Source organism: Streptomyces cavernicola, assembly GCF_029968035.1.
Taxonomy (GTDB): Bacteria; Actinomycetota; Actinomycetes; order Streptomycetales; family Streptomycetaceae; genus Streptomyces; species Streptomyces cavernicola.
Genome location: NZ_JASCIQ010000066.1, coordinates 1 through 25,187, shown reverse-complemented (window position 1 = coordinate 25,187; position 25,187 = coordinate 1). Strand labels below are relative to the sequence as shown.

At 66.8% G+C, this 25,187-nt stretch carries 27 protein-coding genes; 16 read left to right on the top strand and 11 right to left on the bottom strand.

The features are described 5' to 3' along the window. A partial coding sequence (locus tag QIS96_RS36420; RefSeq protein ID WP_282547163.1) for a hypothetical protein occupies nt 1–369 on the top strand: 369 nt, incomplete at its 5' end. Nucleotides 370–422: 53 nt separating this feature from the next. On the opposite strand, the gene QIS96_RS36415 is transcribed toward QIS96_RS36420, so the two are convergent. From QIS96_RS36415 to QIS96_RS36390, 6 genes are all read right to left on the bottom strand, one after another. Continuing rightward, nucleotides 423–659 carry a recombinase gene (locus QIS96_RS36415; protein ID WP_282547162.1) on the bottom strand — a complete coding sequence of 79 codons (237 nt, stop codon included), beginning with the start codon at nt 657–659 and terminating at the stop codon, nt 423–425. Then, nucleotides 653–1,198, bottom strand: a complete 546-nt coding sequence (locus QIS96_RS36410; protein WP_282547161.1) for a tyrosine-type recombinase/integrase — start codon at nt 1,196–1,198, stop codon at nt 653–655. Before QIS96_RS36410 ends, QIS96_RS36415 begins: the two co-directional genes overlap by 7 nt. Further along, entirely contained in the window at nt 1,198–1,602 is a 405-nt protein-coding gene (locus QIS96_RS36405; RefSeq protein WP_282547160.1) for a hypothetical protein, read from the bottom strand. The genes QIS96_RS36410 and QIS96_RS36405 overlap by 1 nt, the downstream gene beginning before the upstream one ends. A 68-nt stretch (nt 1,603–1,670) precedes the next feature. Then, on the bottom strand, nt 1,671–2,153 hold the full coding sequence (locus QIS96_RS36400) for a hypothetical protein (RefSeq protein WP_282547159.1): 483 nt from the start codon (nt 2,151–2,153) through the stop codon (nt 1,671–1,673). Between the two features lie 74 nt (nt 2,154–2,227). After that, on the bottom strand, nt 2,228–2,644 hold the full coding sequence (locus QIS96_RS36395; protein ID WP_282547158.1) for a hypothetical protein: 417 nt from the start codon (nt 2,642–2,644) through the stop codon (nt 2,228–2,230). Between the two features lie 647 nt (nt 2,645–3,291). Continuing rightward, complete coding sequence (locus QIS96_RS36390) at nt 3,292–3,696, bottom strand: hypothetical protein (protein ID WP_282547157.1); 405 nt, start codon at nt 3,694–3,696, stop codon at nt 3,292–3,294. Between the two features lie 285 nt (nt 3,697–3,981). Between QIS96_RS36390 and QIS96_RS36385 the strand changes: the two genes are divergently transcribed. The 13 genes from QIS96_RS36385 (at nt 3,982) to QIS96_RS36325 (ending at nt 14,837) form a co-directional block, all read left to right on the top strand. After that, entirely contained in the window at nt 3,982–4,359 is a 378-nt protein-coding gene (locus tag QIS96_RS36385) for a hypothetical protein (RefSeq protein ID WP_282547156.1), read from the top strand. 110 nt (nt 4,360–4,469) lie between these two features. Next, nucleotides 4,470–5,150 (top strand): hypothetical protein, encoded by a 681-nt coding sequence (locus QIS96_RS36380; RefSeq protein WP_282547155.1) that lies wholly within the window; start codon nt 4,470–4,472, stop codon nt 5,148–5,150. An 88-nt stretch (nt 5,151–5,238) separates the two neighbouring features. Beyond that, nucleotides 5,239–5,868 (top strand): hypothetical protein, encoded by a 630-nt coding sequence (locus QIS96_RS36375; RefSeq protein WP_282547154.1) that lies wholly within the window; start codon nt 5,239–5,241, stop codon nt 5,866–5,868. A 98-nt stretch (nt 5,869–5,966) separates the two neighbouring features. Next, on the top strand, nt 5,967–6,491 hold the full coding sequence (locus QIS96_RS36370) for a hypothetical protein (RefSeq protein ID WP_282547153.1): 525 nt from the start codon (nt 5,967–5,969) through the stop codon (nt 6,489–6,491). A 149-nt stretch (nt 6,492–6,640) separates the two neighbouring features. Further along, the gene (locus QIS96_RS36365; protein WP_282547152.1) at nt 6,641–7,489 is read left to right on the top strand and encodes a hypothetical protein; all 849 of its coding nucleotides are present in this window, start codon (nt 6,641–6,643) and stop codon (nt 7,487–7,489) included. Nucleotides 7,490–7,678: 189 nt separating this feature from the next. Then, nucleotides 7,679–9,007, top strand: a complete 1,329-nt coding sequence (locus QIS96_RS36360) for a DNA cytosine methyltransferase (RefSeq protein ID WP_282547151.1) — start codon at nt 7,679–7,681, stop codon at nt 9,005–9,007. Nucleotides 9,008–9,495: 488 nt separating this feature from the next. Then, a complete protein-coding gene (locus QIS96_RS36355) occupies nt 9,496–9,849 on the top strand; it encodes an HNH endonuclease (RefSeq protein ID WP_282547150.1) in 354 nt (117 codons plus the stop codon). Next, entirely contained in the window at nt 9,846–10,142 is a 297-nt protein-coding gene (locus QIS96_RS36350) for a hypothetical protein (protein ID WP_282547149.1), read from the top strand. Before QIS96_RS36355 ends, QIS96_RS36350 begins: the two co-directional genes overlap by 4 nt. 288 nt (nt 10,143–10,430) lie before the next feature. Beyond that, entirely contained in the window at nt 10,431–11,024 is a 594-nt protein-coding gene (locus QIS96_RS36345) for a hypothetical protein (RefSeq protein WP_282547148.1), read from the top strand. Nucleotides 11,025–11,672: 648 nt separating this feature from the next. Continuing rightward, nucleotides 11,673–12,356 carry a hypothetical protein gene (locus QIS96_RS36340; RefSeq protein WP_282547147.1) on the top strand — a complete coding sequence of 228 codons (684 nt, stop codon included), beginning with the start codon at nt 11,673–11,675 and terminating at the stop codon, nt 12,354–12,356. Between the two features lie 55 nt (nt 12,357–12,411). After that, nucleotides 12,412–12,648 carry a hypothetical protein gene (locus QIS96_RS36335; protein WP_282547146.1) on the top strand — a complete coding sequence of 79 codons (237 nt, stop codon included), beginning with the start codon at nt 12,412–12,414 and terminating at the stop codon, nt 12,646–12,648. Between the two features lie 13 nt (nt 12,649–12,661). Next, nucleotides 12,662–12,796 (top strand): hypothetical protein, encoded by a 135-nt coding sequence (locus QIS96_RS36330; RefSeq protein ID WP_282547145.1) that lies wholly within the window; start codon nt 12,662–12,664, stop codon nt 12,794–12,796. Nucleotides 12,797–13,043: 247 nt separating this feature from the next. Further along, a complete protein-coding gene (locus QIS96_RS36325) occupies nt 13,044–14,837 on the top strand; it encodes a hypothetical protein (protein WP_282547144.1) in 1,794 nt (597 codons plus the stop codon). Nucleotides 14,838–14,950: 113 nt separating this feature from the next. On the opposite strand, the gene QIS96_RS36320 is transcribed toward QIS96_RS36325, so the two are convergent. The 4 genes from QIS96_RS36320 to QIS96_RS36305 form a co-directional block, all read right to left on the bottom strand. After that, nucleotides 14,951–15,925 carry a hypothetical protein gene (locus tag QIS96_RS36320; RefSeq protein ID WP_282547143.1) on the bottom strand — a complete coding sequence of 325 codons (975 nt, stop codon included), beginning with the start codon at nt 15,923–15,925 and terminating at the stop codon, nt 14,951–14,953. Nucleotides 15,926–16,254: 329 nt separating this feature from the next. Then, nucleotides 16,255–19,329: a type I restriction endonuclease subunit R gene (locus QIS96_RS36315; protein ID WP_282547142.1), complete on the bottom strand. Its 3,075-nt coding sequence runs from the start codon at nt 19,327–19,329 to the stop codon at nt 16,255–16,257. Between the two features lies 1 nt (nt 19,330). Continuing rightward, nucleotides 19,331–20,602 carry a restriction endonuclease subunit S gene (locus QIS96_RS36310; protein ID WP_282547141.1) on the bottom strand — a complete coding sequence of 424 codons (1,272 nt, stop codon included), beginning with the start codon at nt 20,600–20,602 and terminating at the stop codon, nt 19,331–19,333. Next, on the bottom strand, nt 20,595–22,109 hold the full coding sequence (locus QIS96_RS36305) for a type I restriction-modification system subunit M (protein ID WP_282547140.1): 1,515 nt from the start codon (nt 22,107–22,109) through the stop codon (nt 20,595–20,597). The genes QIS96_RS36310 and QIS96_RS36305 overlap by 8 nt, the downstream gene beginning before the upstream one ends. A 527-nt stretch (nt 22,110–22,636) precedes the next feature. Between QIS96_RS36305 and QIS96_RS36300 the strand changes: the two genes are divergently transcribed. After that, entirely contained in the window at nt 22,637–23,080 is a 444-nt protein-coding gene (locus QIS96_RS36300) for a hypothetical protein (RefSeq protein WP_282547139.1), read from the top strand. Nucleotides 23,081–23,119: 39 nt separating this feature from the next. On the opposite strand, the gene QIS96_RS36295 is transcribed toward QIS96_RS36300, so the two are convergent. Continuing rightward, nucleotides 23,120–24,529, bottom strand: coding sequence for a NucA/NucB deoxyribonuclease domain-containing protein (locus QIS96_RS36295; RefSeq protein WP_282547138.1), 1,410 nt, complete (start codon nt 24,527–24,529; stop codon nt 23,120–23,122). A gap of 485 nt (nt 24,530–25,014) precedes the next feature. Here QIS96_RS36295 and QIS96_RS36290 point away from each other — a divergent pair, with 485 nt between their 5' ends. Beyond that, entirely contained in the window at nt 25,015–25,170 is a 156-nt protein-coding gene (locus QIS96_RS36290; RefSeq protein WP_282547137.1) for a hypothetical protein, read from the top strand. The last annotated feature ends 17 nt before the right edge of the window (nt 25,171–25,187 follow it).

Genomic DNA, 25,187 nt, shown 5'->3' with positions numbered 1-25,187 from the left:
CAGCGAGGGAAGGACAGTAGGCGGGAGCTGTACGGCCAGTTCTTGACAGCCCTCAACGAGGCCGCCGAATCACTGTGGGTCGTCGGTCTAGGCGACCGCCGCACCTCGGAGGTCGAGCGTCTCGACGAGTTACTCCGAGCTGAAGTGCACCGTACTGGTCTGTACTCCCTCCGTGAGCAGGTCATGATCCTCGCGACGGAGGACGTACGTCGAGTCGCTGATCAGGCCGTGGACCGAGTCCGCGAGTATCGCGATTGCCTGATCAGCGGGAGTGACGGAGGTTCTCCAGAGGAGGCAGCCGCGATGGACGCGTATAAATCGACCATCAAAGTGTTGCGTCAAGCCATGCGGGATGACATGACAAACTAGTCCTTGCGTCCAGGCACCGCATCAGACAGCGCTTCTGATCTTCGCGCGGCTGATCACGCCCCGCTGACCTGCTCCATTTGCGAGGGAATGGTTGGGAGTCCCAGGGACACTGGGCCCTGACGCTCGAAGCGCTCAGCCTGATGGCGCCTGCTTCTCAGGAAGGTGAGGGTGAGGTCGAGGCCGTCGATCTCACCTCGCCAATCCTCGGCGACGGCCCGCTCGCGGCGGGGGAGGAAGTCCTCCTCCAGTTCGTCCAGGCGGCGCAGCATCTTCGGGTTGATGCTCAGCATCGGGCAGCGGATGCAGGCGTGTTCGTGCTGGCGGTAGTCCCGTAAGGGCGCCCGCAGGAGCCGAGTTCGACCCGGCGCTTGTCGAAGTGCTCGTTGAACTCCGACCACTCCGTCTCGGTCGGCTTGCGGTACTCGCTCTCGGGCCGCTGAGCCCGTCGGCGATCGAGGAACTGCTGATAGTGGCGCACCACGTCATCGTCGAAGACCGCGACGTAGCCACGCGTGGTCTGGATGTTCAGGTGGCCGAGCAGAGCGGCGCCGATGTGAATGGGCAGACCGCTGTTGACCAACTCGGTCGCGAAGAGCCGGCGGAAGTCGTGCGGAGCGAACTTCACCTCGGCGAACCGCGGATCGGTGTCGATCAGCCCCTCGGCGGCCCGGCGGATCATGCGCCACATCGTCGTAGTGGACATCGCCCGCAGTCCCCCGCCGTGCAGGTTCTGGAACAGGTAGGGCAGCGGCTCGCTCCAGACCTTTTCGTGCAGGTCGTAGCGGATGCACATCGGAACGGTGCTGCGTCGCGCCGCGGCGGTCGACATCAGGCCGCGAGGGCGGCGCGAGCATCCTTGTCCCAGGCGGGGACTGCGATGCCGAGTTCGACGTAGCGGGCGGCGCGCGCTGCCGCGCGGGCGGGGCCGGGGAACTTGCAGCCCTTGTGGCGGCGCGGCGGTGCCGGGTTCTTGCCCTTGCGCTCCCGCATGTGGCTGTAGAAGACCTCGATGTCGACGAGGCACAGCAGGCAGCGCAGGGCCCACCGATGCTCGCTGCCGGGGTAGCCCTCGTGGACTCCAGCGCACCGAGCGCGGGTGCAGCCCTCGGGCTCGTCGACGGACTCGGCGCGCGTGGTGTAGCCGAGTTCGAGCATCCGCAGCCAGGCGGCAGTGAGGCTTTCGCGGTTGCGCAGGGTGTCGGGCAGGTAGGTGGACAGGTACGGCGCACGCATGGCGATGGGCCCTTTCCGGAGCTGGGGGTGGAGGAGAGGGCCGGGGCACGTTCGGCGCCCCGGCGGGGTCAGGCGGCGCGCTGAGCCTGCGGGAAGCCCGTGACGATGCGGCGGCCCAGTTCGGTCGCGTACGGCGCGTACAGAGGGCCGCGTACACCGTCGTCGCCGTCGGTGGGGTGCACGGTGCCGTTAGCGTCGCGGTACTCGACCAGGCCGTCACGGTGCAGGGCGTTCGCGGTCGGCCAGGCCGTACCTTTGGGCAGCCGCCCGTCCGGCCCGACGCTGCGGAGCGCGGTGTGCCCAGCGTCAGTGAGCAGGGCTCGGCGGCCTCGGCTGTTGATGGACAGGAACGTGGGCCCGTCGTATCCGGCCCAGCGGGCGCCTGCGGCGCCGCGGCCGGTGTTGGTCACCTCGGTTACCCAATGGGCGAGCCAGATGGCATCCAGGACACGGGTGTTGGTGCTCTCGGGGACGCGGCCCTTGACGTCGGCGAGCGCGGCGAGCAGTGCGCGGCGGTGAGCAGGGGTTGGGACCTTACGGGCGGTGGCCATGGTGGTGGTCCTTCGGTGCGGGAGAGGTGGGGCGCAGGACGGTGCTCGCCCTGCGCCCCGGTGCGGGCGGACGATCAGAAGACGTCGGCGGTGTCGTAGAAGGTGGTCATGCCGGTGATCCGCTCGCGCCCGACGGGCAGGGAGGGCGCGGCGAACTCGGCGCGGACCTGCCGCTCGTACTCGGCCTCGGACACCAGGCGCACGGTGTGGTCGACCGTGCGGTATCCGACGACGCTCCACTTCTCGACGCCGTACCGCGTGGTGTGGGTGACGGGGTCCGTGTACTCGACGAGTCGGATGATCAGGGCGGGCCCGGCCGCACCGTTGATGACGGACTCGCGCAGCGTCTCGCCACCCAGGACCTCGAAGGAGTACACCTCGTTGTGCTCGGGGGCGATGTCGACGGGGCCGGAGTCAGCGAGGACGGTGCGCAGCGGCCCGCACATGTCGGTGAGGTCGTCCACGGTGGGCAGGGTCAGGGTCAAGGACACGACGGTCCCCTTTCGGTTCGGGTCCGTGGCGGTTGCTCTCCGCCAACAAATGAATAGTACAGCATGCGTCACACTGATGGTAGAGATCACTGGTAAATCAGCTGACTTCACACCCGTTGCGACTTCCGCTGTTCTGGCAACTAGTTGGTCATCGTGTCGGCCAAGTGCGGCCCGACGCACCCGACGACCAGACGGCCGGCACTCGCACCCTCCGCCCCCTTGGCTTGGCCCAGGAAGTACACCCTGGGTGCGACTCGAAGTGACAGTAGCCGCAGCCCTTCACACCCCTTCGGGAGGAGACGACCAGCCGCGCGGCGACGACGTCGGGCAGCACCACGACAGACCGGCCCCACTGGTCGAGCGTGATCGTCACCTGCGCCACGGCCAGGTCAGCGGCGGCAGTCGGAGCGGCCATCAGAACAGGTCCTCCAGGGATGAGCGGACGAGGTTTTGGGCGGTTTCGAGCGGTCTCTACGCGCGCGCACGCGTAAGCGGGCGTCGCTTCACGCTGTTTCGCGTTTCGTGGCTGGTGAGGCAGGCGCAGCTAACGCGGGCGGTCGGCTCGCCGCTCACGCAACCGGCACCGGATTGGTCGGTGCGCAGGGCGGGGCGCACCGCCCGCCGGGAGAGGCGGGCGGTGCGGGCGGTCAGAGTTCGCCGTTCTCGCGCATGACCTCGGTCAGTGCGCTGCGCCGAATCGTGGACTGGCGCTTGATGCGGTGCTTGGCTGCGCGCTCCTTGGGGCTGAGCGTGACAGCCCAGTGGCGGCAGTCGCGGTAGACGGTCTCGGCGACGGTTTCGCTGACTCCGAAGGTGGTGGCGTACTGGGCGATGGCCTTGTTGCGGGCGTCGATGGCCGTGCCCTTGTTGCGGGCGTCGAAGCGGTCGATCGCGGTGACCTCGATCAGGTCGACGCACAGGCCCCAATACGCCTCCATACGGAGCTCGTCGCGGCCTTCTTCGGTGGCCGGAGTGGGCACGGTGCCGTGAACGGTGCCGTCCTGCATGAGGACGGTGAAGGAGCGGGGGGCCTTGTCCAGCGTGACGGGCACGGGTACGCCTTTCGGTTCGGGTCTGCGCCCGGTTGCTCTCCGGGCTGTCGGCGGTTGCTCTCCGCCAACACCTAAAAAGTACAGCACGCGTCGCACGGGTTGCAAGTTCGATAGCGCGATGCAACGGCTTGACGCCACACATTCCCGTAAGCAGCCGCACACTCCCCACACCGGGGGACCCCATGCCGAATGCCGAACTAGACGCCAATGTGACGCATGCTGTACTATTCTTCTTGTTGGCGGAGAGCAACCGCCGACACAGACCCGAACCGAAAGGGGACTTCAATGTCCGCCAACTCCCGCCGTGCTGCCGCCGTGATCCGCAACCGTGCCCGCGCCAACCGAGCCGGGTCCCGCGCACGCCGCGCCGCCGCCACCGCTGCCCGCCGCGTCCGCACCGGCCCCCGGTCGCTGGCCACGCACGTGATCGCCACCGGCGCCCCGCTCAATGTCGTGGCCGGTGCCACCGACGCGCTTCGCACTCAGGCCCGCAAGGCAGGCATCCGGGGCCGCGCCGCCCGAATCCGCCGCACCCTCAACGGCCGCGCCCGCCGCGCCATGACCGTCCACCGCTACACCGCCGAGCAGGTCGCGCAGATCGTCGCGAACTACAAGCCGCGCAAGGCCGAGTACAAGGCGATCCGCGCCGCCCTCGCGGCCTGACGGACAGAAGCCCCCGCCGGGGCACGCCCTTTCGTGCCCCGGCCCGCCCCGGAGAACGTCGCCCCGCCTTCCGGCCGGAGAGCAACCGGCCCGACCCGAACGGAACCCCAGTGACTGCGACCGCTCACCCGCTTCAGATCGTCGCCGCGACCCGCGCCCGCACCGCCGCCAACGTCGCCCGCGACCGATTCGCCGCCCCCGAGACCATGAGCGCACTCCAGTTCATCGCCGCGCACTTCGACGCCGCCGCCACCGCGTGCGACGCCTACGACGGCACCACGAACGCCCCCTTCATGGAGATGTGGCGGGCCCTCGCAGACGCCCGCGAGCTGATCACCAGGCACAAGGACAGCCGCCTTCCGGCCGAGGTGATCGAATACGTCACCGCGCCGCTCACCGCCTCCCCGCTGCCCACGCTCCCCCGCCTCCTCCCGCCCAGTGAGCGGGACGCCGCCGAGGAGGCCACGCTCCGTGCCGAACTCGACCGGCTCCACGCCGACACCGAGGCGGCCGACGCTGACACCGAGAGCTGGTTCCGCGCGGTGCTCGCCGTCCTCGCGAAGTGGAAGCGGCTCGAAGGCGCCGTCGACGTCGACAACCGCCGCCCCTGCAATCGGGTCCGCGTCGCCGAGCTGCACCTGAAGTGCATCGCGTGTGGCGGCTCCACCATCCGGTTCAGCGTCCGCGAGTGGGCCGTCTGCGAGTGCGGCAAGGGCCAGACCTGGGGCGACGCCCTGGTCTGCGACTGCGGCTACGACTGTCCCGCCATCCGGGGCGAAGCCGCGAACTGACCACCCGCTCCACGGGGCGCACCACTCCGGTGCGCCCCACCCCTTCGGGCCGGAGAGCAACCGGCCCAGACCCGAAAGGCACAACATCATGAGCAGCGCCATCTCCCCGCTCGCCCCCAAGGCCCGCGCCGCGTACAGCGCGTACGCCACCCGCCGCGACCTTGCCGACGAGCTCGCCGATTGCCTGGACGCGATGCACGAGTACGCATCGAATCGCAACGGCACCTATCTGTGGGATCAGGCGGTCTGGCACCTGGCCCACGCCACCGAGGCCATCGCGTTCGTCTCGGTCGCGCCGCGCAAGGACCGCAGGGACCGGCACCGGATTGCCGCCACGGTCACCATGAGCGCGATCCTCGCGTTCGAGCGGGCGTACGCCATGTCCCTCTCGTACGACGAGCACGGCCGGTACAACCCCGCGCCCGGCAGCGAATACCCGTTCAGCGTCTCCGACATCGGGCGCGCCACTGTGCAGATCCTCGGCTCCACCTGGCACGCGGAGTCCCTGCCCTGGGGCGTCGGCGCCTACATCGAGGAGCAGGGCGAGGCTCAGGGGTACACGCTCGCGGTCGACGGCGACGGAGACCTGTACCTCGGCGACGACGCTCGCGGCGGGGACCGCACGTACATGACGGATGCGTCCGCCGCCGATGGGCTCGACACCCTCGCCGAGCGCATCGCCGACCTCGTGCTCAGCCTCCACACCACCACTGACTGACCACACCCTCGACCAGGCCCCGGCCACCCAGCCGGGGCCCCCGGGCCCGGAGAGCAACCGGGCCACCGAGACCCGAACCGAAAGAGGAACGCCCCGCCATGACCACCGAGTCCATCGACGACGGCCGTATCCAGGTCATCGGCTTCGACCCCAGCACCCTCAGCCCCGGCGACGTCACGGTCACCACCGAGAGCGGCCCGGTAAGGCTGTACTCCCGCGCTCAGGTCCGTACGGCTGTCGCCGACGGCCTGAAACTGGCCGCCGACGAGGCGCACGTCTCCAGCTACGCCGACCGCTTCGCGTGGGAGAGCGCCGTCATGACGCTGCTCGACCAGCCGTCCGCCCTGTGGGCCGAGGTGAAGAGCCGTCACCACTCCGCGACCGACGACATTGAGGCCGCCGACGACGAGGCGCCGCAGTACACACGTGAGCAGATCTCGCAGGCCGTGAACAACGGCGTCGACCTGCCCGCCGCGCAGGAGCGGCGCACCGTCGCCGATGACTTGGACAACCTGATCGTGAACGCCGCGCTCACGCTCCTCGACGACCCCGACGCGGACTTCTACAAGGTCGTCACGAAGAACTATGGCGAGAGCCCGCGCGTAGTCCGTTCCTGGCTCTGACCCAACCCATGCGGGGCGCACCAACTCTCGGCGCGCCCCGCCCCTCTGCCCGAAGAGCAACCGGGCTCCGGCAGGGGGCGACGCAAGCCGCTCCCCGCCGGTCCACTCCCCGGCGAGAGCAACGCCGGAAGACCCCAAGGAAACCCCTGATGGCCACTGCCACCGCCCCCGCGGCCTCCGCGCCGGCACTCGCCCAACTCGTCGCCGAGCGCCTGCCGCACCGCGACGGCCACGCCTGGACGGTTGCCCCCTATCAGGCGTGGTGGACGACGCGTCCCGCTGCGCGCCTGACCCAGTCCGGGCGGACCGGCGCGCTCATCATCGCCGTGCACCCGTGGCGCACCGAGGTCGCGTGGCAGCTCGACGGCCGCGAGCCGTACGAGCCGGACCTTGCCCTCGATCGGATAGCGCCGCAGCCCGTAGCGCGCGAGACCCTGCGGCTCGTCCTGCCGCGCCTGGACGACGCTGCCGCCGTCCCCTTCGCCCAGCCGTCCGCCAGCGAGGCCCAGCGGATAAGGCTGCTGCACCTGAACCTGATCGGTACGGCCATACGCGCCCAGGGCACGGCAACGGCGAACCGCGTAGGAATCCAGCCGAACAGCGACGTCATGGGATGGAGGACCGGAGGGCTGCGGTACGCGGTGACGCTCGTCGGCGCGAACCCTGCATGCGACCTGTCCGTCATCGGTCCGGTGGCCGTCGTCGAGAAGGTGTTGGAGGAGTTCCTTCCGGAGCGTCCCGCCTTCACGCCGAGGTTCCCGATGAGCGTGCGCCCCGGCCTGGTCCGCCGGGTGGCCGCGCACCTGGTGCAGTTCACGGACGTCGACCAGCTCGACGACGGCGGGCTGAGCTTCGGCACAGCGACCGGTCCGTTCGGGTACGTCGCCCCGCCCGCCGACCCGATCACCCGTGTCCGCGACACCACGCCCGCGACCGCCGAGCTGCACGGCGTCGGCATCGACCACCTGGTCCACCTCGCCCCGCTCCTCACCCGCTAGCCCTGCTCATCCCGTGGTGCGCCAGGACCAACCGCCGGGCGCACCATACGACTTGGAGACGAGGAGGGCGGCACTTGACGCTTGCCGGTCCGGGTTCCGGGAAACTAGCTCGTGCGACGCATGCTGTACTATTTTGAGTGTTGGCGGAGAGCAACCGCCACAGACCTGAACCGAAAGAGACCCACACCAGTGTCCGAGCTGACCGCAGCCCAAGAGAGCGTCGTCGTCACCGCCCTCTCCTACAAGCACACCGAGGCCCCGATACCCGCCCACGTCATGGCCGAACTCGACGAGATCGCCGCGCCATGGCCCGGCCGCTGGCTGCTTCCCTGGGAGGACGACGAGCCGGAGCGCGTCATCGAGCTGTGCGCCGGTCCTGGCGGCTGGGGCGAGGGCCTGAAGACAGTCCTCGGCATGACCCGCTTCGACGTCGTCGGCGTCGACATCAACGAGGACGCGTGCGCGACCGCCCGCGCCGCCGGCCACGCCCGCATCTGCGCCGACGCGACCAAGCTCGACCCCGAGCACCCGGCACTGCGCGGCACGCGCGGTGTCCTCATCAGCCCGCCATGCCCCAGCTTCTCCACGGCGGGCAAGCGTGCCGGACTCCTCCAGGCCAACATCGACAACCTGCGCGACGCCATCGCCGCCGTCGGCGAGGCCGCCGGATTCATCCGCCTCGACGAAGTGTGCTGCGACGAGCTGTTCCCCGACCTCGAAGACGACTGCCCGCTGTGCGCCGATCTCGGCTACCACGAGGGCTACGCCCCGCGCTCCGGCCAGAGTTGGGCGGAGGTCCGCGCGATGCTCGAGGGGCTCACCGACCCGCGTATCGGCCTCATGCTCGAAGTCGTCCTCTGGCCGCTCGGTCTCCAAGCGGCGGGCGCGCCGATCCAGTGGATGGCCATGGAGCAGTCCAGCAACCTGCCCGAGGACGTTCTGGAAGAACTCTCGATCGAGTTCGGAGGCGCCGACTGGTTCCGTACCTCCTGGGCCGTCCTGGAGGCCGCGGACCTCGGCGTCGCGTCCCGCCGGAAGCGCGTCTTCATGCTCGCCTCCCGGCACAAGTGGGTCGACATCACTCCGCCCGCCGAGACCTTGCCGGTCACGACGATGGCCGAAGCGCTCGGCTGGGAAGAGGGCGAGCGGATCAACACCCGCGGGCAGCGCCCCGTCGACCCGGCCACCGGCCGTGCCAAGGGCGGCAACTGCTACTCCGCCGACAAGCCGTCCTGGTGCCTCACCGGCAAGACCCGCACCTGGGTCCGCGAACGCGACGGGCTGCGCCTCACCCCCTCCGAGGCCGGGACGCTCGTCTCCTTCCGCGCCGCCTACCCGTGGCAGGGCTCCCGCTCAAGCCAGTTCCAGCAGGCCGGAGACGTCGTCTGCCCCGCCGTCGCCGCGTACGTCCTCGCCGTACTCCACGGCATCGACTGGGAGCCCCGAGTTCGCGACTATCTCACCGGCCTCTACCACTACGACGATCTGTGGGCCGACGAGTACCGCCTAGCGGTGTAGCGCGTCTCCTCTTGATCGTCGAGTTCCGCTCCGGATTGCCCGAGGGGTGCCATCAGAAGGCCTCGAACACGCAGCCCGCCAGCTGGCGCGCCCGCCCAAGTACTGTGCCAGCTACGGTCGTACGGGCCGGGCCCTCGAACCTTCGCCCCTCGAAGCCACCATCACGTGCCGTCCGTTTGGCTCTGCAAGCTTTCGCCTCGGCGTACCGCTGCCGGCTCGTACTGAAATCTCCGCAATCTCTAGGTGTTGCGGAGCAGGACGTGGGTGACCGCGTGTCGGAATGAAGTGCTCCCGGCAAGCCCGGCGTCGAGGTGGCCCTGGCGGTGGTTCGAGGGCCAGGTTGTGCTTGTCGAGCCAGTCCAGCAGCCTCATGCGTCCGACAAGGGCGCGACGTAAGACGCGGTCTCCGTCCACTCTCCCGTCGCTCGCCCCGCCGCTCCCCGTGGCCGCTTCCTGCGGCCAGTGGCCGGGCAGGACGGAGACCGATCGTGGCCCGACGACGCACCGGCCCCACCGACGCGGTGAAGGATCTCGTCTATCGACGCGACGGCGGGCGCTGTGTGCGCTGCGATTCCCTGCACCGGCTGACGATCCACCACCGCGTGAACCGCGGAATGGGCGGAGCGCGGGAGCCATGGATCAACCAGCCGCACAACCTGCTGCTGGTGTGCGAGCCGTGCAACGGCTGGTTCGAGGACAATCCGCGGGAGTCGTACGAGGCCGGGTGGAAGGTCCGCCGCCCGCAGCTCCCGGACGAGGTCGAGGTCCTGTACACGGACGGGCGGGTGTACCGGCTCGGCGCGGACGGTGTGCGCGCCGCGATCGTGGAAGCGGCCCGATGAACCACGAAGCCTCCAGGTTCGTCGACTTCGGCCGATGGACGGCCGGTACCTGGATCACGAAGACCCCCGGCATCTGGTTCGCGATCGGCTACACCTACAGCCGCGGTAAACGGCCGTACGGCATCGGCGGGCCCGCCATCACGTTCGGCCGCCGCACCTGGGCCGTGTTCGCTCTGTGCTCCCGCGCCGAGTACAAGGCCCGGAAGGTCGACCCGTGGGCGAAGGAGAGCGAGGAGTTCCGGCCGCTTGTGCAGCCGCGTCGCGGTCTTGCGCGTCTGGCGTGGTGGCGGTGAGGCGCCTGTTAGGGGTCGGGGTGCTGCGCTCTGGCCCCGGCCCGCGCATGCAGGTCGGCCGGATGGCTCTCACTGACGCGCCGCATCCTTGCGATCCAGCTATGGGAGACGACGTCAATGGCCGATTGATCTTCCTCGGTCGGTTTGGGTTTGCGCTGTTCAGGAGGGGTGCGCGCCGGTCACGATGACAGGTTTGCGCCTTGCGCTGTACTATTTCGGCGTTCTTCGGCATGGGGTTGCCCCAGCCTTCGCCGGCACCAGCGCGGTGCCCGACCCCGGAGGCCAGTCATGCCCACTGCGCACCACAACCTCACGATCCCCGACCACAAGACGCTGCGCGCCGACGCCGAGCGCCAGGTCAAGGACGAGCTGGGCCAGATCCCGCGGCCGGACGACCGCTTCAAGCGGGCCTGCGAGATCGTGCAGCAGGCCGACCTCGAGATCGCCGCGCACTTCGAGGAGCGCAACCACGCCGCCCTGTCGCTGTTCTTCTACGACGGCGTGCGCGGCCTGGGCAAGGTCCTGGGAATGCTGCCCAACGCCTATCGGCAGATGCGCAGCATCGCCCTGCACGGCGAGCGGAACGCGCCCCTGAACGTCGAGGACGAGCGCATGTCCGCCGAGGAACGCCAGGCCGCCGCGAAGAAGGCCGGCCTGCCGCACATCAAGGACGCCGCGGACCGGCTTCCGTCCTTGGCTGCGACGGTGTCGGTCGCCACGGCCCGCCGCAAGGCCGCTATGTCGTTCCTCCAGGACGCCGCGCTCGCGCTGACCGAGGAGCCCTACGAGTGGTCCACGGACCGGATCGCCGAGCTGGGAGACACCACCCCGAAGTACGCCCGCGACGTGAAGAACGCCGCGAAGCGCCGCCGCGGCCACTAAAGGCAGGCAAACCATGGTGGAGCGACCAATACCCACCCCGTGGGAACGACACCCGGAAGAGCACTGGGCCAACGACTGGGGCCCGCCTTCCAACTACATCCGGTGCGCGGTGTTCCGTGAGGAAATGGACGAATGGAACGCTGAGCAGGGGTGGCGAGTCATCTACACCGAAGAGGACGGTTGGCTCGCGGTCATCTGCCCCCGCGATGAGTGCTGGGAGTTCGCGGTGAAGGGATGGGAACGGGAGTGCCAGTGGCGAAACGAGCCCGTCACGGAGCTGCGGCAGCGACCAATCCGGCTGGAGAACATCATCCTCCGCCCATTCGGGCACGCCTGGGCTGGGGCCAAGCGGTATTGGCCCGAGCGTCTGTAAGCCTCCGAGGTACGCCCACCCGGCCCCGAAGCGCCACCGGGGCCGGGTTTTCAGTCGCCGGTGACCGGGGCCTGAAAATCCGGCGCCGGTGAATCCGGCTTCCGGTCGTCCGGGTTCCGGCAGGTCAGGCCCCTTTAGTAAGAACATCAAGCATCACCATCAAGTAGTTACGGCGCCTTCGCTCCGCTCAGGCACCGTCGGCTTCCCTGGCAGCGGCCTCTCCGGACCGGCAGTGAGCTCGCGGCTTGATGATCACCAGTGGATAGGCTGTGCTCATGTCACGTGTACGCCTCACCGTCGTCACCGCCCTTGCCGGGATCGCCGCACTCACCGCCTGCTCCTCCAGCAGCGACGGGCCGAACTCCGACTCCAGCAAGGGGGACGGCGACAAGCCGGTCTCTACTCCTGCCGCGAAGCCGATCACGAAGGCGCTCGCCCAGGCAGACATCACTCAGGCGCTGCTCGGTGACGGTGAGACGCTCCCCGGCTGGACGCTGCATGGCGACAAGGACGTGACGGACGGGGAGTATTGCAACAGCTCGGACAACGACTTCACCCCGGCGGGCTGGGTCCGCGGCGGAGACTCCTCGTACGAGTACAACGGCTCCACGATCAACATGGCCTTCGTCCACATCTGCCTCTTCGATTCGGTAAAGAGCGCAACAAAGGCATACACGACGTGGAAGGGCACCGAGACGAGCAAGCAACAGGCACCCAAGCCGCCGGTGGGCAGCGAGAGCACACTCGTCATCAACCCAGGCGCCAGCGAGGACACCGTCTACGGGTTCACTCGCTCGGGCAGGGCCAACATCCGCGTAAAGATCGAGGGTGGCACTGGAGATGACCCCTCGGGCGCACAGGCAATGCTCAGCGCGACGCTGAAGCGCCTTCAGCAGCTGCAGGACGGCAAGAGCGCCACGGTGACGGCCCCTGATGAACTGGCCGCCGCCAAGCCGTAACAGCTGCTCTGACGCCGCCCTGTCACAGATTCGGCAGGGCCGCGTTCTGTTGGGCATGACGACCATGCCCGGCCTTCTGCCCCTGGCCCGCCACTACTACGAGACCCGCCGTGAGGTCCTGGCCGCAGCCGGCGCCCAGACCACGCCCTGGTATCGACTGAACCCCGATGAACTCGGCGTCGCCGTCGCCGAGACTCAGATCATCATCGAGGCGCTACGCCGGGCGAACAAGGAGCAGGCCGTCCTCCTGGGCGAGGGCTTCACCCACACGTTGCCCGGTTCGGTGATCTGATGGGTGACTTCTAGTGCTCAAGCGGCCTCGCGCCATGTGCGGCTGCGGCGAGGCGTCCTTCCGGCCCGTGCACGAGTACCACGGCGGCGACAGTGTCGGCCCGGCCTGGGAGTGCACGGGGTGTGGCGGCGTCTACGACGGCATCTGATGGGCCGCGAGGTCAGGTGTAACAAGATCTGGCGGCCGACGTACTACTAGGTGCCGAGGCCCGCGCGACCCCACCCCCCCCCAGGTCGTGCGGGCCTTGAGTGAAGACTTCCGGCGTGAACACCCCAGCAGGCAGCGAGGGTTCGTAGTCACACACCGTGCCGGAACCGCGGTCTGGCCGGGGCGTCAGGGCATGGGCTCCCGGCCAGACCGCGACACAAAGAAGCCAGAGCGGCACCGTCCCGATCATGTCTCGCACGCAGCCTGAGCAGCCGGCACGCGCCCCCGTTGCGCCTTCGGTATCCGAGCTGCAGCACTCCCGGCCCGGCGTGATCTCCCGCGACGCGGCTAACGTTGCCGACGTCCTCCTGCGCCAGCCCGTCATAGAGCGCCGCAACGCCTTCAAGCACCATCTCACCGACCGCGAACGCGCGTACGTCATGACGGAGGTTGAGCGCGCGACTGGCTCCCTGTACGGCCTGTGGCGGGACTCGCCGTCCGGATTCGTTGAGGATGTTCTCGGCGAATCGCTCTGGTCGAAGCAGCAGGACGTGCTCGACGCCATCGTCGACCACAAACGGGTCGCCGTCCCCGCCGGGTTCGGCGTCGGCAAGACTCACTTGGCCGCCCGCGCAGCCGTCTGGTTCACCAACGTGCATCCCGTCGGGACCGCGCTGTGCATCACCACCGCGACGCGCTTCCGGCAGGTGCAGCGGCAGCTCTGGCCGCACATCCGCAAGGTCGTGCCGCGCGCCGGCCTGCCGGGCTACTGCGACACCGTTCAGTACAAGATGCCCGACCCGTACGGCAACGACTTCGTCGCGGCGTACGGCTTCTCCGCCCCGGCCAACGACGAAGCGGCGATGCAGGGCATCCACATGCCCCACCTGCTGCTCATCGTCGACGAGGCGGGCGGCATCGCCCCGATGATCGGCCACGGCACCAACAACCTGCTGACCGGCGGGCACGCGGCGATGCTCGCCATCGGCAACCCGGCGATGGACGATCCGGCGAGCTGGTTCGAGGAGCTGTGCATCGAGGGCGACGACGACAGCGAGCCGACCACTGTCACCATCCCGATCTCATCGCTCGACTCCCCCGCGATCACGGGCGAGTTGGCCCCGTTCTGCACCGACTGCCCCGCAGGTGTTGCCCGGCACTCGCTCGCCGACCACATGCCCGACCAGGACTGGGTGGACCGCACGATCCGCTCGTACGGGGAAGACCACCCGTATGTGATCGCCAAGGTGTACGCCCGCTTCCCCAAGGGCGGCGGCGGCATCGTCATCCCGCCGAGCTGGGTCGAGGCCGCCATGGCGTACGAGGGCCCGACCGGCGACGGCTGGCACCGAATACGCGATCTCGGCCTCGAAGGCGAAGCCGCCGAGCACACCGTTCGTGAAGGCTCCTGGGTCCGCCTCGGCGTCGACGTCGCCGCGGACGGTGGCGATGAGTTCACCGTGTACCGGGTGGTCGGCGACGCGGTCGAGTTCCGGCACGCCTCCGCCGGCGCCGCGAACGACAATCAGGTGTCCGTCGCGGAGAAGGTCCTCGAGGAGATCCACGCCGCGCAGCGCCTCGCCGACGCCCTCGGATCTCCGCACCCCGTGCGCGTCAAGGTCGATCAGAACGGCATTGGCCACGGCGTCGTGTCCATGCTGGAGCGATGGGCCGGGACCGGCCGGCACCGCGCCCAAGTCGTCGGAGTGATGGTGTCGGAGTCCCCGAGCCAGGATGACCCCGGCGCCGTCATGCGGCCGTGGCGGAAGCGAGACGAGATGTGGCTCGCCACCAGGTCGCTGCTCCAGCCGGACCCGTCGTCCGGCCGCGGGCGGCTGCGCCTCCACGTAGACAAGAAGGCCGCCGCGCAGCTCTCCACCCCGAAGCTGCTGTCGACGACGAGCGGCTACACCCAGATCGAGAGCAAGAAGGCGATGAAAGCCCGCGGCATGAAGTCCCCCGATCGTGCCGAAGCCGTGCTCCTGGCCCTGTACGAGCCGGAGCCCTTGAACCAGCCGCGCCGCCGCGGCCTCCTCAACTGAACACCGCTCAGGTATGTGTTGGTTGGATCCGGCCCCGGTGCCGTAGGTGCTGCTCACGTAGGAGAACACAGGCAACTGCGTAGGTCTGCCCCCGCGTTGGCGAGATGAGCCCGTCACGGCCCGTCGGCGAGATGCACCTGGGCCGCTGTCTCAAACCGCTCCAGAGCGTCGTAGAAGTTCTCGCGTGCACCGTTGAGGTCGTCCACTGCTGCCCGACGGGACTCAGGCCGACAGGCATCCTCGAGAAGGGCTCCGATGTGGAGCTCGGATATCCCTTCGACGCCCCGCAAGGCGGTTTCAGCTTCTGCGTAGATGTCTCCGGGAACGGGGCCTCCGTCTCTGACAGCTTGGGCCAGAGCGACGAGTCGGTTTTGAGCCCAACTCGCGGAGGAGTCGCCGAGCCTCCCGGGGGTCGGTCGCGTTCGGGCGTTATCCAGAGCTCGCCAGGCAATCCACGCTGGGCCATAGATGTTGGCGTGGCGAATCAGAGCGTCGCAACCGTCACGGACTGCCCTGGCGCGTTCAGCCATTTCCCCAGGACCTTCTCGCAAGACCGCAGCGATGGCCGCGTTGAAGGCCCGCCGGTCCTTGACCAACTGCGTGGCCAGATCCACCACGTCTTGGCTGGTGGCTCCTTGAGCATGGTCGATGAACGGAAGGGCGGCATCGCTGAATGCGGCCCATGTTGAGCGGAGCGTGGCACGCCGTGCTTGGGCGTGGGTCACTCTCTCCAGCGCCGCGATGATTTCAGGTAGCTCACCCTCAGGCAGTACGCGTCCGGACTGCGCGGTCTGGGCAGCTTTCCACTCCTCCAACTCCTCAACAGAGTAGATGGATTCGTGCTGATCGACAGGCGGGTGATGCTTCCCACAGAGCAACAGAAGGTTTTCGAAGCCGTTGACTGGTTCGTAATCCGGAACGTGCCGGGGGCCGTTGGGCTGTTCGGAGCGAATGTGAGCAACTTGCGCCACCACGGTCAGGCGCCCCCGGTCCTTGAACACCAGCGGTTCGGGACACTCTGGCCAGGCACAGCGCGAAGCCGAGCCGAACAGCAATTTGATGGTCTTCTCCGAGTAACTCCGCCCCATGGGCGCAGGCTAGTCGACCACGGCAGGGATCCGTGAAGGCGGCCGTGATGCTCTCCTCCTCAGTTGGTAAGTGGTTCAACTGAGTAGGGAATGTGGGGAGCGAGAGCGGGTGACCTCGCCGACCGTCACGTCGGCGGGGCCGGTGGATCAGTGATTGGCAGGTGCGTTGCATGGCGCTCGCCAGGCGGGGATGAGGTCGGCGGCCTGGAGGCACTGAAGCCAGTCCGCTTCCGTGACGGCCGCCAAGGCAACGATGCGCAGACGCTTCAACTCCAGTTGAAGTCTCAGCACGTGGGCATTCTCTGGAGTGGTCGCGGTCGTCAGGTCGTTCAGTAGTTCTCCCTCACATACTCGTACGTTCGGTCGAACAGCTCGCCTTTGATCGGCAGGCTGTAGTCCTTCAGGACGGCGCGCAGCTCGCGTCTGACGCGTTTGTCCCCTGTGTCGCTGGTGCTCCAGCCGGCATAGGCGACCTCAGCGACGATCGAGTCGATCCGCGAGACTATGTCGGGAACGATCTTGTGCAGCCCCGGCGGTGTGTTCTCCTCTACGATCTGGGTGAGCGCCCCGCGCTTGGGATCGGCGAGCTTGTCGAGTGCACTCTGGTCGCCCTGTTCCACTGCCCGGTCCGCGGCGACCACGTCCTGAGCGATCTTCAGCGCCTCTTCGAGGAACGCCAGCGAGTCCTCGACGTTCTCGATCGCCTTGGCACGGAGCCTCTCTATGCGCTCCGCCAGCGACCGGTACGCCGGACTCTCGGTATCGGCGAGCCGACGCCTGAGGCGCGCCTCGATGGAGTCAAGGACCTGCTGGTACACGTCCTCGGCTTTCGACTCCGGCGTCTGCGGCTTGGACAGCTTCAGCTGCTCTGCGATCTTCTTCACCAGCGCCAGACCGGCAGCGTCGAGCGTGACTGTCTTCGACGGCATCGACTTCACGCCCACATCGGTCATGTGACCGTGGATCAGATCAGTGGTCTTCGCGCCGAGACGTGCCCAGAGGAACGTCTTGGAGACGTCCTTGGGCCGGATCGACTCGTACACCTTCGCGAGCCAGAAGTACTGCCCCTTGAATGGCCGGAGCATCGGATGCGGGTCGAGGAACTCCCACACCGTCTGCAGCGCGACATAGGTCTCGATGAACTCGGTGCGCTGCGTGCCGCCCTCGGGTATCCGCTCATGGGCCTGCGCGAGCGACTCGAACGACGAGTCACTGGTGTCGATGCCGTCGAACAGATGCAGCAGACGCGTGAGGTCGGCGACGAACTTCCCCGCCAGCTTGGACGCGTCGGTGACGTTGAGCTCGTCCTCTTCGTTGTCCTTCACCTTCGGGCCGGCGACCGCGTTGCCGATGGCCTTCGCGAGACCGATGTAGTCGACGACGCGCCCGAAGTCCTTGCGCTGACTGGTGACAGGGTTCTTCCACGGACGGTTGGGCCGCGTGATCGTCTGGAACAGGTTCGAGTCCTTGGCGGGCTTGTCCAGATACAGCACGCCCTCGATGGGCGCGTTGAAGCCAGTCATCCACTTCGCGGTGACGACGATGAACGACATCGGGTCATCGACCTTCTTGAAACGCCGCTTGAGCGCCTCCTCCTGCTCCGGAGTGAGCAGGTACTTCTTGTGCTCCTTGGGGGTCTCCTTGCTGTCGGCGACGTGCATCACCACACCGACCTCACGGCGTCGTCCGTCCGGCATGACTGCGGCACGGCGCTCCAGCTCGGCCTCAATGGCCCTGGTGTACGCGATCACAAGGCGCTGGTTGTAGGCCACGACTTGAGCCTTTTGCCCCAGAGGCGCGACGTAGGTAAGGAAGTGGTCGACGATGTCGGCACACACGGCCTCCACGCGCTCGGAGTTGGAGAGGATCGTCTCGATGTGAGAAGCCTTCCCCGACAGGAAGACCTTCTCCTCCTCGTCCAGGCCCTCCTCCGCGGCCAGCTCGTCGAACGCCTCGTCCAGGGCTTCCTTGTCGAGGTTGAAGCCGACAGACCGGCCCTCCACGATCACCGGCTTGGTGAACCCATCGGCGATGGACTGCTCCGGCGTGTACCGTGACATCACAAAGTCCGGGTCGTCAGGGTCACCGAACAGCTTGAACGTCGAACGGTCCTTGTCCTCGATCGCCGTACCCGTCGCGCCGAAGAACTTCGCGTTCGGCACCGCCGCGCGCCACGCGTCGCCGAACTTCCCCTCCTGCGAGCGGTGCGCCTCGTCGACGAGGACCACGATGTTCGACCGGTTGTTCAGGTGGCCGGCCTCAGCGAACTTGTGCACCGTCGTGATGACCACGCCCGGCTCACCGCTGCGTAGCAGAGCGCGCAGCTCGCGTCGGTTGCGGGGCACCGACATGCGCGGCATGCCGGCAGTCTCGAACATCTCTGCCGTCTGCCGGACCAGATCCTTACGGTCGGCGATCACAATGACTGTCGGAGCGCTCCCGAACCTCTTCGTCACCGTGTCGTCCCGCAGCAGACGGGCAGCGGCGAACGCCATGAGTTCGGTCTTGCCCGATCCCTGGTGGTGCCAGATCAGTCCACCAGGACGCCCGGCGAGCACCTTGGCATGGATCCCCAGAGCCGCCTCGAACTGCGGGTAACGAGGCAAGAACTTGATGTCGACCTCGGAGGCGTCCCGAGCATGACGGAACATCACCAGATCCTTGAGGATCGGCAGGATCGTCTCCGGCCGCAGCAGCAAGCGCGCGGCCCGCTCGACACGAGCCGGGCTCGTGACGGTCTTCGGGTCGTCCTCAGTGGATCCCCACGGGGCCCAGATCTCGGAGTCGGGGTCCGGCATCGCACGGATCGGGGCCATCCGGAACTCCAGGCCCTCAGTGGCGACGTTGAAGACGTTCGTCGCGAAGAAGTTCGGATACTCCTGTTCATACACGTCGTGAAGGTCCTTCGCGGCGTTGACCCACGAGACCTGATGCTTCACAGGCGTCTTGGTCTCAGCGACGACCAGCGGGAACCCGTTGACGTAGTAGACGACGTCGAACCGGCGAGGTTTGGCCGCACCGTTGATGGTGACCTCGTCGGCGACGGTGAAGCGGTTGTTGTGGAGGTCTTTGAAGTCGATCAGCCGACGAGGCACATGCCTACCGTCGATCGTCGTGAACGAGTGGTCGCCGCGAAGCATCACGGTCAACCGCTCATTTGCTGACACGAGACCGTTGTGCGCATCGAGGACAGCCTGATTGAGCTCGTGCAGAGCGAGGTCCGCCGACTCGGAGTCGTCGACCAACTCCGGGTTCAGCGCGAGCAACGCTTCACGCGCCCAGTCCCCGACTATGACATCGTGCTCATCGCGCGGTAACTCGTCTCCTTGGAGACGCTCCCAGCCAGCCTCCTCCGCCCACTCGAGCAAAGAACGCTGAATCGTGCTCGCTTCCGTCCAACCCATGTCAGGACACCCCCTCGAGCAGAGCGTCGTAGGACTCGGGAATCTCGATTTCCTGGTTGAGGAGGGAGGCCAGGAGTGCAGAGCGGAAGGCGCGGAGATTGGCGAGCTCGGCAGTGAACTCGTCTACCGCGAATTCCATGAATCCCAATACATCGACGATCTCCCGCTGTTCGTCGGGACTAGGGAGAGGGAAATCGAAGTCTTCGATATCCCTCTTACTGACATTAGGGTCCTTGCGGGAACTTGCTGCCACGAGTCGCCACTTCGGGCGGCCAGCCTTCAAAGCATGATGCAAATACGAGGGCAGTACGTCTGCTCTCAAATCTGTTATGGCGCTGATGGCTTGGTTGGTAGTGGACGCGACACCAAGGCTGGCAGTCCTGCCGATCTGGGCGAATCCTCCATACATTGCCACCAGGACTGTGCCAGCAGGAAGCAGGCGAACCGATGATTCTGAGAACCCTGCGTCCGTGATGCACTCATCCGTCTTCGTGATCACCCGTTCGTTGAGGTCGCCGGTCTTCACCCACGGAATTGAACCTCCGTCGAAGTACCGAGCCTTCTCGGATCTGCGAGGAGTAGCGCCAGAGCGCACAACTGACACACCGCCGATCTTCTCGCTCCGCCAACCTGCAGGAAGCTGGTCCGTCCACGTGAGGGATGTGTGTGAATCGGTAATTTCACTCTCCCATGCCCCACCAAAACCCACCGTGAGCAATGCAAGCCGGGCTCGCCGTACCGCCTCAGCAGCGTTCTCCCGTTCCAGGCGAATGGACTCGATATGCGCGTTTACGGCAGCCATAACATCGACGATGCGGCGCTGTTCCGACAAGGACGGGCGAGCAACTTCAATCGTCAAGAAGTCAGCGGGCTTGACCCGTTCACGCCTGCCGCCCATGCCGGTCGACAACGCCTGCAGTTGCTCCCACAGTCGATTTGTGGTCGTAAGGAGTCGGAAGTAATCGGGAAGCATTTGCTCGCCGCACGTGAACGTCGGGAACTCTTGCGACCCGTAGACCTCGCCCAGATCGTTCGGAGCAACGGTGATCGCTCCTTCGAACGCTTTCAAGCGGCTGTAGACGATCTGGTTCGGCCGGATGCGATTCAGCGTCTTGTACGAGGTCTCATCGCCAGCGATCGGATCCCGGAACAACAGGCCCCGACCGCGGTTCAAGACACCGACGATGTCGTAGGAGGCCGTCGCCGTGACCGGGACCGCGTCAACGTCCAGCGCGATGACCTCGTCGAGCCGTACCCTCTCCCACTCACTCACTGGGCACCCCGAACATGCTCAGGTCGACGCCTGCCGCTGCGAGCCGCTCGAACATGGCAGCCTCGGTGTCGATGCGGTGTTGCCGGGCGTCGGCATACGCCACGAGCGCAGTGCCCAGATCGGCGGTCTCTTCTGCAGCGACCTTGATGTAGCGGCCGATGCTCAGGTCGAAGCCGTTCTGCTCGATTTCCTCGAACGGCACGAGCCGGACGTTCGCGCCGCCCTCGCCCGCCGAGTCGCTACCTGCCTGGTACGCGTCGATGACAGCTCTGACGTCATCCTCGGACATCAGGTTCTGCTTCTTGCCCTTGATGAACCGCGCCGAGCCGTCAATGAAGAGCACGTGATCCTTGCGCTCAGCTGGCTTCAGGTCGCGGAAGATCAACAGGCATGCCGGGATTTCGGTCGAGTAAAACAGCTTGGGCGGCAGCCCGACGACGGCTTCCAGAACGTCCTTCTCGATGAGGCCCCGGCGGATCTTCGCCTCCGCGCCTCCGCGGAACAGCACGCCGTTGGGCATGACCACGCCGACACGACCGGATCCAGGCTTCATCGACGAGACCATGTGCTGGACGAAGGCGTAATCGCCGTTCTTCGCCGGCGGCACGCCACAGATGGCTCGCGGGTCAGACGCCCAGCGATCCGCTCCCCAATTCGTCAGCGAGAAGGGTGGGTTGGCGATCACGGCATCGAACTGACGGACCGTACCGCTGGGGGCCTTGAACGCTGGGACGCGGAGGGTGTCTCCGCGCTTGATGTCGAAGTCCTCGATCTCGTGCAGGAAAAGGTTCATCCGGGCGATCGAGGCTGTCGTCAGGTTGATCTCCTGGCCGTATGCCCTGAGCGTGCGGTGGTCCTTGCCTGACTCGCGCAGCTGGTTGATCGTTGCGACGAGCATGCCGCCGGAGCCGCAGGACGGGTCGTAGACGGACTCGCCCGGCTCGGGCTGGAGGATCCCTACGAGCAGGTTCACGACCTCACGGGGCGTGAAGAACTCGCCGGCCTTCTTGCCCGACTCGTCGGCGAAGTTCTTCAGCAGGTACTCGTAGCCCGCGCCGAGCAGGTCGTGCGATACCGTCGACGGGTCGAGCCTGATCTTGTTGAACGCCTGGATGAGCCCCAGCAGCGCCGACTCCGGGATGCGCTCCTTGTTGCCCCACGAGGCATCGCCGAAGACGCCGGCGAGCGAGCGGGGGTTGGCCATTTCGATTCGCTGGAAGGTCTTCGCGATCTCCGCGCCGAGGTTGGTGACCTTCTCGGTGACTTCGCTCCACAGCGTGCCCTCGGGCAGCTCGAACCGGTGGAAGTCGGCCTCGATCTCGTCGTCGAGGTCGTCGCCGTACTCATCGAGCGCCGCGTCGTGCTCGTGGACCCAGGTGTCGCTGATCCACTTCCAGAACAGCATGGGGAAGACGTAGGTCTTGAAGTCTGCCGGGTCGACCGGGCCGCGGAGCGCGTTCGCGGCGTCCCACAGCCGGGATTCGAGCTCTTGCTGAGTGATCGTCACAGAGATGAGGTCCTTCGTTGAAGACGGTGCCCCAATTATGGAGGAGGGCACTGACATCTCGGGAGCCCGATAGGACAGGCAGCAGCGATCTGTAGACGATGACCAGCACTCAACTCCTAACCAAGCGTGATCACGGACACGCTGAGGCCGGATCTCTGCGCCTCCGCATCTGAGTCACGGCGCATGAGACGGGCCTTGTCCTCGGAGCTGGACATCAAAGGCGCAGCCTCAGGGGGCCACAAGTGGTCAGACGGCTCAAGGGAGATAGTCCCAAGGACATGAGGGGTGCTGCATAGACCTCATCTCCTGGGGTGTGAGCTGCGGCAGATAGGCCCTGCGCGCCGCCAGATCTCAGACGGAGGAAAGCCGAGCCAGCCTGCTGAGCTGCCCAAGTGCCCGTCGCTTCACGCCAGAAGACTTGGGCAGCTGCTGGACCGGGCAACTGCGCTGGCGCCTTGTGCACGGACCCGCGTTCCTGGGCAGAGGTGGTCTAGCCAGCCGTAGATAGAGTGGCATGTATGGAGCCAGTGAGCACCCAAGTGCTAAGCGCCGCAGTCGACTTCCACGGACTGTGCCTTCAGGACGCCGATGACGCCTGGCTACCTGCGGCCTTTCCGCAGGACTTCACGGCAGGGAGCTTTGTCCACGCCCTGCCAGGTCGGATCGACATCACGAGCGCGGCGCACACGCACACAGTTTCCTTCACCGCCCAGGTATGGGAGGCAGATCCTCCCTCGGCCGAAGGCGACTGGGAGGCGACGGCAACCGCCCAGGTGGAATGCCGGTCGGGTGTGCTGCGCCTGTGGGCGGTAACTGCGGGCCCCAGTCCGGATGAGATCACGTTGCCGCGCGAGAACACGGTCTGGAACGTCCGGTTGTACGGCGGGGGGCGTGAGGCCGTCGCCCGTGCTGCGGTGACGAGCGTGCCCACAGGCATCGAGCACTATCTCGCTCAGTTCTGGCCGGCATAACGTCAGGGCCGGGGAGCTGCCCGGCCCCGACGCTGCGCGCTACTCGGTGATCTCTACGAGGAACCCGTCATCAGGGCCATCAAGCAGGCGATGCTTGCCGTAGAACTGGCCCAGCAGGTTCCCGGCGTTGCCGTTCTCGACCCCGTTCAAGGCCATGACACTGAAGTTGTTCTTGGGGATCTTTGGGTCGTACTCGGAACCCGCGGATCCCTCGTACGTCGCGGCGAAGGGATACTCGTCGCACTGTTTGCCGCCCTCTGCATAGTCCGGGCCGAAGTACTTCACACAAGCGCTGATGGCCACGCTGCGGTTTCGTTCACGGCGCACGGAGTCTGTGTAGAGGCGCGTGAGCGGAGCGTCTGTGGTTTGGCCAGGCACCTTCTTCTGACTGCTGGGCGGCTGGGTCTGCCCCGGCGTCTTGAACGCCTTCTCAATGTGGAGGGCGACCGCGCGCTCGGGAGCCCCTACAGCCTTGCTGTAGTACAGGGTGCCCATGTAACTGAAGGTTGCTGCACCGCCCTTGGTGCTGTTCGCCAGGTAGCTGGCCTTGTCCCAGCGGGGTGCCAGCATGAACAGGTCACCACCGGTGGACCCTCCGAGCGTCCAGGGGGCAGGAGCCTTCACCTTCACCGACGGCTGGTAGACGGCGAAGATGCTTTCCGTCGAGCCGCCGTTGCCCTTACCGTTCGCGGCCGTCACCGAGGTCTGTACGCTGCCCGCGCCCAGGAACTGCGCCCACGTCTTCGTGGCCGGCAGCGGCGTGCCACCGGGGGTGTAGGTGACGCCGGAAGGCCAGCTCTGCGCGATCTTCCCATTGAGGGTGATCTGCATGTTGGGTGCGGCATTCATGCCTGTCGCCCGCATATCCATGACGTGGTATGTGACGTCGATCTTCCGGCTGTTGGCGGGTATCGTGCCGACCGCCAGCACGTTGAACGCGCTCTCCCCGACCAGTTGCCCGTTGCGGAACCAGGTCTGTACGTACGAAGCGCCCGAGCAGATAGCGAACCGGGACTTCAGGTAGAACTTCTTCGACGAACCCAGGGCCGTGCGGCATTCCGTCGCGCTCATGGCGCGCGAGGGCTCCGGATACGTCACCGCTGCCGCGACCCGCGCACCAGACGCCCGCTTCGGCGCCGGAGGAACCGCGGTCGCCAATGACGACACCTGAGCGAACCGGGACGCGGGTCCTACCGTCTCAGGCGCGATCTCCCCGGCGGCATGGTGGGCGGCGACAGCACGGACCGAATCCAGGGCTTCTGCTCCCTCACGGGTGGCTGTCCCCAGCTTGTATTCCCCGATCGGCAGTACGTAGGTGTTCATGGTGTCAGCGGGGCTGCTGTCCCCCGCCTGCGCGGCTCCCGTCGGCAGCAGCAGCGCGCCGAGCAGGATGGGTAAAACCGACAGAATCCACAGCTTGCTCGGGCGTCTATGTCTGTGATTGGGCACGAACTAGTCTCCATTTCACAAGAGTTGAGAAGATTCGGTCATATTCGTAACACCTTGGTGTGCCATCCCACGCCTCTCAGAGGAATCCCGTGCGAAGGTGACCGAATCTCGCCGCCTCGCTAGATGGCGACCGGGCCATCAGAATTGACGGCCTATCAACACTCCGTTCAGGCAGTCGGAGACAAGCCTGACCATGAGGATCTCCGCGTCCTTCATGCCCTTGGCTTCGCTGTACAGGTGGCCGGTGTCCAGAACAGACCCCGCCACGCGATGTGCCAGTCAGCAGTCGATCGATCAGCGAGCCTTCCGGCCCGGACAGGCAGAGATCTGCGCCTGGCGGCTGCTGCGGCTGACCTCAGGTCCACACGCCGACGTTCGCAGCCGATCGTCCAGGCTGAGGTTGCACACGGAGTACACACCGGCCTTCGCGTGCCGCGGCAAGAGCAGGCTGAACCCGGCCCCGTGCAACTCTCTAACACCGAGATTTGCTGTCCACGGCGAGCGGCTACACCCAGATCGAGAGCAAGAAGTCGATGAAGGCCCGCGGCATGAATTCCCCGGACCGTGCCGAAGCCGTGTTGCTCGCTCTGTACGAGCCGGAGCCCCTGCAGAAGCCGCGCAGCCGCGGTCTCGTGAACTGATCGTGCCAGTTGGCCTT

Coding starts and splice junctions, on each gene's coding strand:
- QIS96_RS36375 (WP_282547154.1), top strand. CDS start 5,239: ATGAGCAGCGCCATCTCCCCGCTCGCCCCCAAGGCCCGCGCCGCGTAC.
- QIS96_RS36325 (WP_282547144.1), top strand. CDS start 13,044: ATGTCTCGCACGCAGCCTGAGCAGCCGGCACGCGCCCCCGTTGCGCCT.
- QIS96_RS36365 (WP_282547152.1), top strand. CDS start 6,641: ATGGCCACTGCCACCGCCCCCGCGGCCTCCGCGCCGGCACTCGCCCAA.
- QIS96_RS36340 (WP_282547147.1), top strand. CDS start 11,673: ATGTCACGTGTACGCCTCACCGTCGTCACCGCCCTTGCCGGGATCGCC.
- QIS96_RS36415 (WP_282547162.1), bottom strand. CDS start 659: ATGCTGAGCATCAACCCGAAGATGCTGCGCCGCCTGGACGAACTGGAG.
- QIS96_RS36370 (WP_282547153.1), top strand. CDS start 5,967: ATGACCACCGAGTCCATCGACGACGGCCGTATCCAGGTCATCGGCTTC.
- QIS96_RS36350 (WP_282547149.1), top strand. CDS start 9,846: ATGAACCACGAAGCCTCCAGGTTCGTCGACTTCGGCCGATGGACGGCC.
- QIS96_RS36410 (WP_282547161.1), bottom strand. CDS start 1,198: ATGTCGACCGCCGCGGCGCGACGCAGCACCGTTCCGATGTGCATCCGC.
- QIS96_RS36335 (WP_282547146.1), top strand. CDS start 12,412: ATGACGACCATGCCCGGCCTTCTGCCCCTGGCCCGCCACTACTACGAG.
- QIS96_RS36400 (WP_282547159.1), bottom strand. CDS start 2,153: ATGGCCACCGCCCGTAAGGTCCCAACCCCTGCTCACCGCCGCGCACTG.
- QIS96_RS36315 (WP_282547142.1), bottom strand. CDS start 19,329: ATGGGTTGGACGGAAGCGAGCACGATTCAGCGTTCTTTGCTCGAGTGG.
- QIS96_RS36345 (WP_282547148.1), top strand. CDS start 10,431: ATGCCCACTGCGCACCACAACCTCACGATCCCCGACCACAAGACGCTG.
- QIS96_RS36405 (WP_282547160.1), bottom strand. CDS start 1,602: ATGCGTGCGCCGTACCTGTCCACCTACCTGCCCGACACCCTGCGCAAC.
- QIS96_RS36385 (WP_282547156.1), top strand. CDS start 3,982: ATGTCCGCCAACTCCCGCCGTGCTGCCGCCGTGATCCGCAACCGTGCC.
- QIS96_RS36320 (WP_282547143.1), bottom strand. CDS start 15,925: ATGGGGCGGAGTTACTCGGAGAAGACCATCAAATTGCTGTTCGGCTCG.